Source organism: Streptomyces sp. NPDC031340 (genome assembly GCF_055569945.1).
The window spans coordinates 1-7,998 of sequence record NZ_JBVIIE010000112.1; the positions used below are offsets into that span (position 1 = coordinate 1).

The 7,998-nt window shown below is 74.5% G+C and carries 5 protein-coding genes; all 5 read right to left on the bottom strand.

What is annotated here, in order from left to right; translation table 11 throughout:
- Positions 1 to 156 precede the first annotated feature (156 nt).
- Positions 157 to 1,083, bottom strand: coding sequence for a tyrosine-protein phosphatase (locus tag ACZ5GT_RS40440; protein ID WP_469036868.1), 927 nt, complete (start codon positions 1,081 to 1,083; stop codon positions 157 to 159).
- Positions 1,084 to 1,223: 140 nt separating this feature from the next.
- On the bottom strand, positions 1,224 to 2,051 hold the full coding sequence (locus ACZ5GT_RS40445; RefSeq protein ID WP_469036869.1) for a class I SAM-dependent methyltransferase: 828 nt from the start codon (positions 2,049 to 2,051) through the stop codon (positions 1,224 to 1,226).
- A 44-nt stretch (positions 2,052 to 2,095) separates the two neighbouring features.
- Entirely contained in the window at positions 2,096 to 2,878 is a 783-nt protein-coding gene (locus tag ACZ5GT_RS40450) for a thioesterase II family protein (RefSeq protein ID WP_469036871.1), read from the bottom strand.
- A 98-nt stretch (positions 2,879 to 2,976) separates the two neighbouring features.
- A complete protein-coding gene (locus ACZ5GT_RS40455; RefSeq protein ID WP_360758925.1) occupies positions 2,977 to 3,363 on the bottom strand; it encodes a nuclear transport factor 2 family protein in 387 nt (128 codons plus the stop codon).
- Between the two features lie 72 nt (positions 3,364 to 3,435).
- Positions 3,436 to 7,998 (bottom strand): SDR family NAD(P)-dependent oxidoreductase (locus ACZ5GT_RS40460; protein WP_469036874.1); only part of this gene is annotated, 4,563 nt, incomplete at its 5' end.

The window sequence follows — 7,998 nt, forward strand, 5'->3', positions numbered from 1 at the left end:
GCGCCCTTGGTAAAGGAAACGGGTAGTGGTAGGTTGCTTGCCCGGGGTCGTGAACCCCGGGCCCGGGACCGGGGCCGCCCCAAACCCGTCATTTTCCCCCCCCCCACGTTTCGGCCCCGCGGGGTCCGACCGCAGGCGTAGTTCAGGCGTGCGGGGTCACTGGTGGTGGCGGACCAGGCGCCGTTGCAGGGCCACCAGGGTCCGCGGGGTCAGGCCCAGGCCGTCGGTGAGGTAGCCGTGCAGGCCGCCGTAGTCGCGTTCCATCCGCTCCACGGCCGCCCGCAGGTAGGCCTCGCGGACCTCCTGCAGGGGGATCAGCAGATCGGGGTTCTCCATGTAGCCGGCCGACTTGAGGTAGTCGCGGGCCTGCCGGTCGGCGTCGGCCCGGTAGGTGTTGGACAGCAGGTAGTCACGCTCGGCCTCCGCGGCGGGCACGCCGAGGGTGCGCAGCAGGACGTAGGCGAGCCAGCCGGTGCGGTCCTTGCCCGAGGAGCAGTGCACCAGCACCGGGCCCTGGGCGCCGGCGATGTCGCGCAGGGCGGTGGCGAACGCGGCCCGGTTGGCGGGGTCGGTGACGAAGCCCTCGTACGCGGCGGTCATCAACTGCTCGGCCTTGCCGTCGCCGAGCATCTCCTGCTGCAGGACGGGGTCCTTGGAGGCGATGGCGGTGGCGATCGTCCGGTACAGGCTGTGGTCGTCGACGGGGCGGGACAGCGCCGTGGCGCCGGGCGGGAGGCGGTCGGGGCCCTGGGCGGCCTCCTGCGGCGTCCGCAGGTCCACCACGGTCGTCACACCGAGCGCGGCCAGGGTGTCCAGGTCGGCGTCGGTGAGCCGGTTCAGGGCGTCGGAGCGCAGGACGCGGCCGTAGGCGACCTGGGCTCCCGTCCAGGTGCGGTGCCCGCCGAGGTCGCGGGCGTTGACGGCGCCCTGGAGCGGGATGCGGACCGTGGTGTCGTCCGGCCCGGTGGTGCGGGTGGCCGCCACCGGGCCGGCGTGGGCGGCGGGCGCGGTGTGGGCGGGCGGGGCCGCTAACAGCAGGGCGAGCGCGACGGTGCCGGACAACGGAAGCAGGGCAGATCTCATGAGGCCCCCTGGGTGGTCGGATGCGGGTGTCTTCGGCGGCCCGAGCGGATGGTGGGGCACGGTGAGGGGTTCTCACCGTCGGCCGTCGGCGGCTCGCCGCCCACCACGCCCCCTCTCGGCCGCCGAGCGATGATGGTCCGTCAGAAGCTGTAGCGCATCACGCGGTTGTACTTCCGCAGGACCGGGATCGCGTTCATGATCCGGCACATGATCCGGGAAGTCCACGGCATGTGCGCCACGTACGGGGAGTCCGTGAAGGTCCACTCGAGCAGGTGCTGGACGCCGGGCGCCCAGTCCTCCAGGGACTTGGGGTCCTTGAGGCCCCAGACGAAGTACTTGCCGGTGGCCTTGACCGTCCAGTGCTTGTTCATCGCCTTCACCGAGAACGGGGTGTAGGCGTCGAACAGCAGCTCGCCGGACGGGAAGCGGCTCACCAGGCGGGTGACGAGGTCGCGTACCTCGTCCTCGGTGAAGTACACGAGCAGGCCCTCGGCCACGACCAGCACGGGCCGGTCGGAGGGGATGTCCGCCAGCCAGGCCGGGTCCAGGGCGGAGGCGCCGATGACATGGTGGTGGGGGTCGCGCCGCGGGAACAGGTCGCGGTACAGCCGTGCGATCTCCGGCAGGTCGAGGTCGTACCACTCGACGTCGGCGGACGGGTCGATGCGGAAGACGCGGCCGTCCAGGCCGGCCCCGAGGTGCAGGACGACGGAGCGCGGGTTGCGCGCGAGGAAGTCACGGACCCAGCGGTCGAACTCCAGGCCGCGGATGGCGAGGGCGATGGCGTCGTCGTCGCGCATCTTCAGCTGGGTCTTCAGCCGGTCGTAGTCCTCGATGGATTCCACGGCCCGCGCGGCGAGCCGGTCGCCGAGGATCGGGCGGTCCGACTTGGCGTCATGGGCCCGCGAGTACAGGGCCACCAGGAGGTTGCGGGTCTCGGCGCTGAACTGCACCTGTTTGGTCTCCATGAAACACCCATCTCGGATCGTTCGGTCGGGTAGGGGCCGGGCTGTCAGCTGACCGGGACGCGGAAGAACGCCGTGAGGTCCTCGACGATCGCCCGGATCACGGCGTCCCGCCGCGGGGTGAGGTAGAAGTGCCCTCCGGGGAAGCTGCGGAAGGCGAACCGTCCGCGTGTCAGGTCCTTCCAGGCCCTGGCCTCGTCGAGGCCGACCCGGGGGTCGGACTCCCCGGTCAGGACGCTGACGGGGCAGCCGAGCGCGGGCCCGGGCCCCTCGGGCCGGTAGCGGTAGGTCTCGATCGCCTTGTAGTCGCTGCGGATCGCGGGCAGCACCATGCGCAGCAGTTCCTCGTCGGCGAGGACGCCGGCGTCGGTGCCGCTCAGGGCGCGGATCTCGGCGATGAGCGCCTCGTCGCCGCGGGTGTGGACGTTCTCCTCGCGGTGGACGAGGGGGGAGCGGCGGCCGGAGGCGATCAGCCCGAGGAAGGGGATCCGTCCCTCCGCCTCGATCCTGCGGGCGAGTTCGAAGGACAGCACCGCGCCCATGCTGTGGCCGAACAGCACGAGCGGTTTGTCCGCGAGGGGCACGAGTGCGCGGTGGATCTGGTCGACGAGGTCGTCGACGCTGTCCAGCAGGGGTTCGGTCCGCCGCTCCTGGCGGCCGGGGTACTGCACGGCCGACACGTCGGTGTGCGCGGACAGTTCGCGCGAGAAGGGGAAGAAGAAGGAGGCGGATCCTCCGGCGTGCGGCAGCAGCACCAGGCGGTGCGGATGCCGCGGCGCGGGGTGGAAGTTGCGTATCCACAGCTCGCTGTGCTCGTCGGTGATGCTCATGGGCGTACCGTCTCCTTCTCTTCCTGCGCTTCTGCGCTACTGCGCTTCCGCGTCGGTGCCGGGGGCCGCTCGGGCGCCGGTGCGCGGTGGGGACCCGCTCAGACGCCGATGTCGCTCATGCCCCAGAAGACTCGCATGTCCTCGATCAGGCCGTCGGCGTTGATGGTGAAAATGTCGACGGCGTTGATGTTGGTGCGGGCGCGGTTGGGGTCGAGGATGTTCGTCATCGTGGCGGCGACCGGCACGGCGACCTGCTTGCCGTCCTGGCCGGCCGACGCGTGGCCCGGTTCGACGGTGACCTCGGCGGCGATGTTGCTCATGAAGTACTCGCGCTGTGCGGCGCGGCCGACGCGCGGTTCACGGCCGACGGGGTCCTCGATGCGGGCGTCCTCGGTGAAGTGGGTGAGGATGGCGTCCACGTCGCCCTCGTTCACCTTGCGGAAGTACTCCGCGATGATCTCCTTGCGCTTCTGCTCGTCCAGCATGGTTGTTCTCCTCCGGTGGTGGTTGGTTCGGCGCCCGGCCGTGACCGGTGACGCGCCGTTCGAGGGGCCGCTTCAGCCGAACAGCCAGTAGCGGCGCCGTTGGAAGGGGTAGGTGGGCAGGTCGGTGAGACCGGCTCCGGTCGGCGCGAACACCGCCGCCCAGTCGACGGCCCGGCCCGCGACGTGGAAGCGGGCTGCCGTGCGCAGGGCCCGGGTGACGCCGTCGGTGTCCGCCGTGCCGCCGGGGCCGCCGGTGCCGGGGCCGTCGGTGGTCCAGGTGTCGGGGTCGGTGAGGCCGGCGGCGGCGAGCGGCTCCCCGGTGACCGCGTCGACGACCGGCACGCGCGGCTCGCTCACCTCGACGGCCGGTCCGGCGGCGCCCTCGGCGTGGGCGGCGAGCAGGCCGACGGCGTGCTCCAGGCCGAGGGCGCCCGCGGCGTGCGCGGCGGCGAGCCGTCCGGGACCGTGGGCGGTGAGCGCCCGCGGCAGCAGGCCCCAGCTCTCGTGGAGCCTGTGCAGGGCCGTCTCGTGCGCGAACGCCTCGGCGAGCGGCGGCAGCGGGGCGGCGATCCGGACGTCCAGGTGGGCGCGTACGTGGTCCAGGGCCTCGGCGTACACGGGGTACGCGGCGTACAGCGCCTCCGCGGCGGCTGCCGGGGTGCCGGTGAAGGCGAGGGACGCGTCCGCGGCGGTGGTGAGGTGCGGGTGGTCCGCGCCCTGTTCCACGGCCCGCAGGGCTTCCAGGAGTCCGGCGCGGTCCGGGGCCAGGACGACGGCGCGGTGCTCGAAGGCCGCGCGGCCGACGGCGAGGGTGTAGCCGGCGTCGGCGGGGCTGGGCGCGCCGGCGCCGTCCAGGGCGGCGCGCAGGCGGGCGGCCTGGGCGCGCAGGGCGTCGGGGGTGCGGGCGGAGAGCGGCACGGGCCACGCCGGCAGGGCGGTGCCGTCGTGCCCGCGGCCGGCCGCGGCGCCGTTCCGGGGGCCCCGGGTGTCCGCCGCGGCGGGCGTCCGCCCGCTCCCGGACGGCGCCTCCTCCAGGATGAAGTGGGCCTGTGTGCCGCTCGCCCCCAGCGAGGTGACCCCGGCCCGGCGCGGGCGGCCGGTGTCGGGCCACGGGGTGGCTTCGGTGACGAGCCGTACGGCGCCCGAGGACCAGTCGACGCGGCTGGTGGGTTCCTTGACGTTGAGGGTCTGCGGGAGCAGCCCGTGGCGCAGGGACAGGACCGTCTTGATGACGCCGACGACGCCGGAGGCGGACTGCGGGTGGCCGATGTTGGACTTCACCGTGGACAGCAGCACCGGGCGGTCGGCGGGGCGGCCGGGGCCGTAGGCGGCGAGGAGCGCCTCGGCCTCGACGGCGTCGCCGAGCGGGGTGCCGGTGCCGTGGCCCTCGACGGCGTCGATCTGCTCGGCGGTCAGGCCGGCGTCGGCGAGCGCCTGCTGGATGAGGTGCCGCTGGGAGCTGCTGCTGGGGGCGGTGAGTCCGTTGGTGGCGCCGTGGTGGTTGACGGCGCTGCCGCGCACCACGGCGAGGACGCGGTGGCCGTGGCGGCGGGCGCGGGAGAGACGCTCGACGACGACCATGCCGACGCCCTCGCCCCAGCCGGTGCCGTCGGCGTCCTCGGAGAACGGCTTGCAGCGTCCGTCGGCGGCGGCGCCGCCCAGGTGGTGCCAGGCGACCGGCTGGGACAGCACGGTGGCGCCGCCCGCGAGGGCCATGCCGCACTCGCCGCGGCGCACGGACTGCACGGCCAGGTGCAGGGCGACGGCGGAGGAGGAGCAGCCGGTGTCGACGGTGAGGGTGGGGCCGTGCAGGTCGAGGGCGTAGGCGAGGCGGCCGGAGGCGATGGCGGGGGCGATGCCGCCGCCGAGGTGGGCCTCGCTCTCCTCGGGGATGCGCCCGCGCGGCACGAAGCCCTGGTAGCCGACGCCGACGTACACGCCGGTCTGCTCGTCGGCGTGGCCGCGGGGGTCGACGCCGGCGTGCTCGAACGCCTCCCAGGCGGTCTCCAGCAGGAGCCGCTGCTGCGGGTCCATGACGAGGGCCTCCTGCTCGGAGATGCCGAAGAAGGCCGCGTCGAACTCGCCGACGCCGCCGAGCAGTCCGGCCTGGCTGAGCGTGCTTACGGCCTGTAGGTCGTCGTCACCGGCGCCGGCGTCGGCGTCGGCGGGAGTCCAGCCGCGGTCGTGGGGCAGGTCGCCGACGAGGTCCTCGCCGGCGGTGACGGCCTGCCACAGCTGGTCGGGGCTCTCGATGCCGCCGGGCAGCCGGCAGCTCATGCCGACCACGACGACCGGGTCGTCGTCCCGCTCCTCGGCCGGCGCGCTGGGTGCGGCGGGCGTGGCGGGCGCCGACTCGTCGGGCTCGCCGAGGAGTTCGGCTTCGAGGAAGCGGGCGAGGGCCTGCGGGGTGGGGTGGTCGTAGACGAGGGTGGCGGGCAGTTTCAGGCCGGTGACGGTGGTGACGCGGTTGCGCAGTTCCACCACGGTCAGCGAGTCGAAGCCGAGATCCTTGAAGGGCCGCCCGGGTTCGACGGCGTCCGCGGAGGGGTGCCCGAGGACGCCGGCGGCCTCGGTGCGCACCAGGTCGGCGAGCAGGCCGCCGCGTTCGGCGGGCGGCGCGGCCCGCAGCCTGCGCACCAGCGCGGAGACGGACTCCTCGGCGGGCGGCGCCTGTTCGGGTGCGGCCCGGGTGGCGCGGACGTCGGGCAGGTCGGCGATGAGCGGGCTGGGCCGCTCGGAGGTGAAGCCGGGGGCGAACCGGGTCCAGTCGACATCGGCGACGGCGACGAACGTGTCGTCGTGCTCGACGGCCCGGGCCATGGCGTCCAGAGCGAGTCCGGGGTCCATCTCCAGCACGCCGCGGCGGCGCATGTACGCGCCGGCGCCGTCGAGTTCCATCATTCCGCCGCCGCCCCAGGCGCCCCAAGCGAGCGAGGTGGCGGTCAGACCGCGGGCGCGGCGCCGCGCGGCGAGCGCGTCGAGGAACGCGTTGGCGGCGGCGTACGCGGAGTGCCGGGCGGCGCCCCACACACCGGAGTTGGAGGAGAACAGCACGAACGCGTCGAGTTCGGTGTCGCCGAGGAGTTCGTCGAGGTGCCGGGCGCCGTCGGCCTTGCCCGCGGTGAGCCGCCGGAACTCGTCGGCGGTGGTGTCGGTGGCGAGCGTGTACTGCGGTACCCCGACGGCGTGCACGACGGCGGTCAGGGGTGTCCCGGCCGGGATCGCGTCGAGGACGGCCCGTACCTGCTCGCGGTCGGCCATGTCGCAGGCGGCGAGGGTGACTTCGGCGCCCAGCGCGCGGATCTCGTCGGCGAGCGCGACGGCTCCGGGCGCCTGCGGGCCGCGGCGGCTGGTAAGGACCAGGTGCCGGGCGCCACCGGCGGCGAGACGCCGGGCGACCTGGGCGCCCACGCCGCCGGTGCCGCCGGTGACCAGTACGGTGCCGCGCGGCTGCCAGCGCCGCACCGGCTCGGCGTCGCCGAGCGGGGCACGGGTCAGTCGCCGGGCGAGCACTCCGCTGGTGCGCAGGGCGAGTTGGTCCTCGTCGCCGAGGTCGCCGGCGAGGACGTGGGTGAGCCGGGCCGTGGCGCGTTCGTCGAGAGCGTCGGGCAGGTCGACGAGGCCGCCCCAGGTGGCGGGGTGTTCGAGGGCCAGCACCCGGCCGAGCCCCCACACCGCGGCCTGCGCGGGCACGGGCGCCCGGTCGGCCCGGCCGGCGGCGACCGCTCCCCTGGTGGCGCACCACAGGGGCGCGATGACCTGGGCGTCGGCGAGCGCCTGGGCGAGCACGAGGACGGTGGCGGCGCCCTGCTCCTCGTCCGGTCCGAGCAGTGCCAGCACTCCGTCCAGGCGCGGCAGCGCGGCGACCGTGTCCGCGAGCCGCACGGCGAGGGCTTCGCGTGTCCCCGCGGCAGCGGCCTGCGCGGGGTCGATCTCCAGGGTCACGGTCTCGGCGTGGACGGCGAGCGCCGCGGCGACGGTCCCGGCGGCCTGTACGGAGGTCACGATCAGCCAGGTGCCGAGGGGCGTCGGCGTGGCCGGGACGGGCACCGGGGTCCAGGTCACCTTGTAGCGCCAGGAGTCCAGAGTGGCGCGCTCCCGGCTGCGGCGGCGCCAGGCGGCCAGTTCGGGCAGCAGTTCGCCGAGCGCCCGCCGCTCGGCGAGGTCGAGCGTGCCCGCGAGCGCCTCCAGGTCCTCGGCCTCCACCGCCTGCCAGAACCGCGCCTCGGTCTCGTCGGCTGCAGTGGCGGGGACCGGGTCCTGCTGGGCGGGGGCGGTGGAGAGCCAGTAGCCGGCGCGCTGGAAGGCGTAGGTCGGGAGGTCGGCGCGGCGGGCGCCGCGTCCGGCACAGAGGACGGTCCAGTCGACGGGGATGCCGCGGCTCCACGCGGTGCCGAGCGAGGTGTAGAAACGCGCCAGGCCGCCTTCGTCGCGGCGCAGCGTGCCCGTCGTGCACACCTCCACACCCGCGTCCTGAGCCGTCTCCTCCACCCCGTACATCAACACCGGATGAGCACTGCACTCCACGAACGCCCGATGACCCTCGGCCAGGAGACGTCGCACGACGGGTTCGAAGGACACCGGCCGCCGGCAGTTCTCGTACCAGTACTCCGCCGTCAGCTCCGGACCCGCCAA

What these genes read in the sequence shown, in the direction of transcription:
- ACZ5GT_RS40445 (WP_469036869.1), bottom strand. Translation starts at nt 2,051, where the DNA reads ATGGAGACCAAACAGGTGCAGTTCAGCGCCGAGACCCGCAACCTCCTG.
- ACZ5GT_RS40455 (WP_360758925.1), bottom strand. Translation starts at nt 3,363, where the DNA reads ATGCTGGACGAGCAGAAGCGCAAGGAGATCATCGCGGAGTACTTCCGC.
- ACZ5GT_RS40450 (WP_469036871.1), bottom strand. Translation starts at nt 2,878, where the DNA reads ATGAGCATCACCGACGAGCACAGCGAGCTGTGGATACGCAACTTCCAC.
- ACZ5GT_RS40440 (WP_469036868.1), bottom strand. Translation starts at nt 1,083, where the DNA reads ATGAGATCTGCCCTGCTTCCGTTGTCCGGCACCGTCGCGCTCGCCCTG.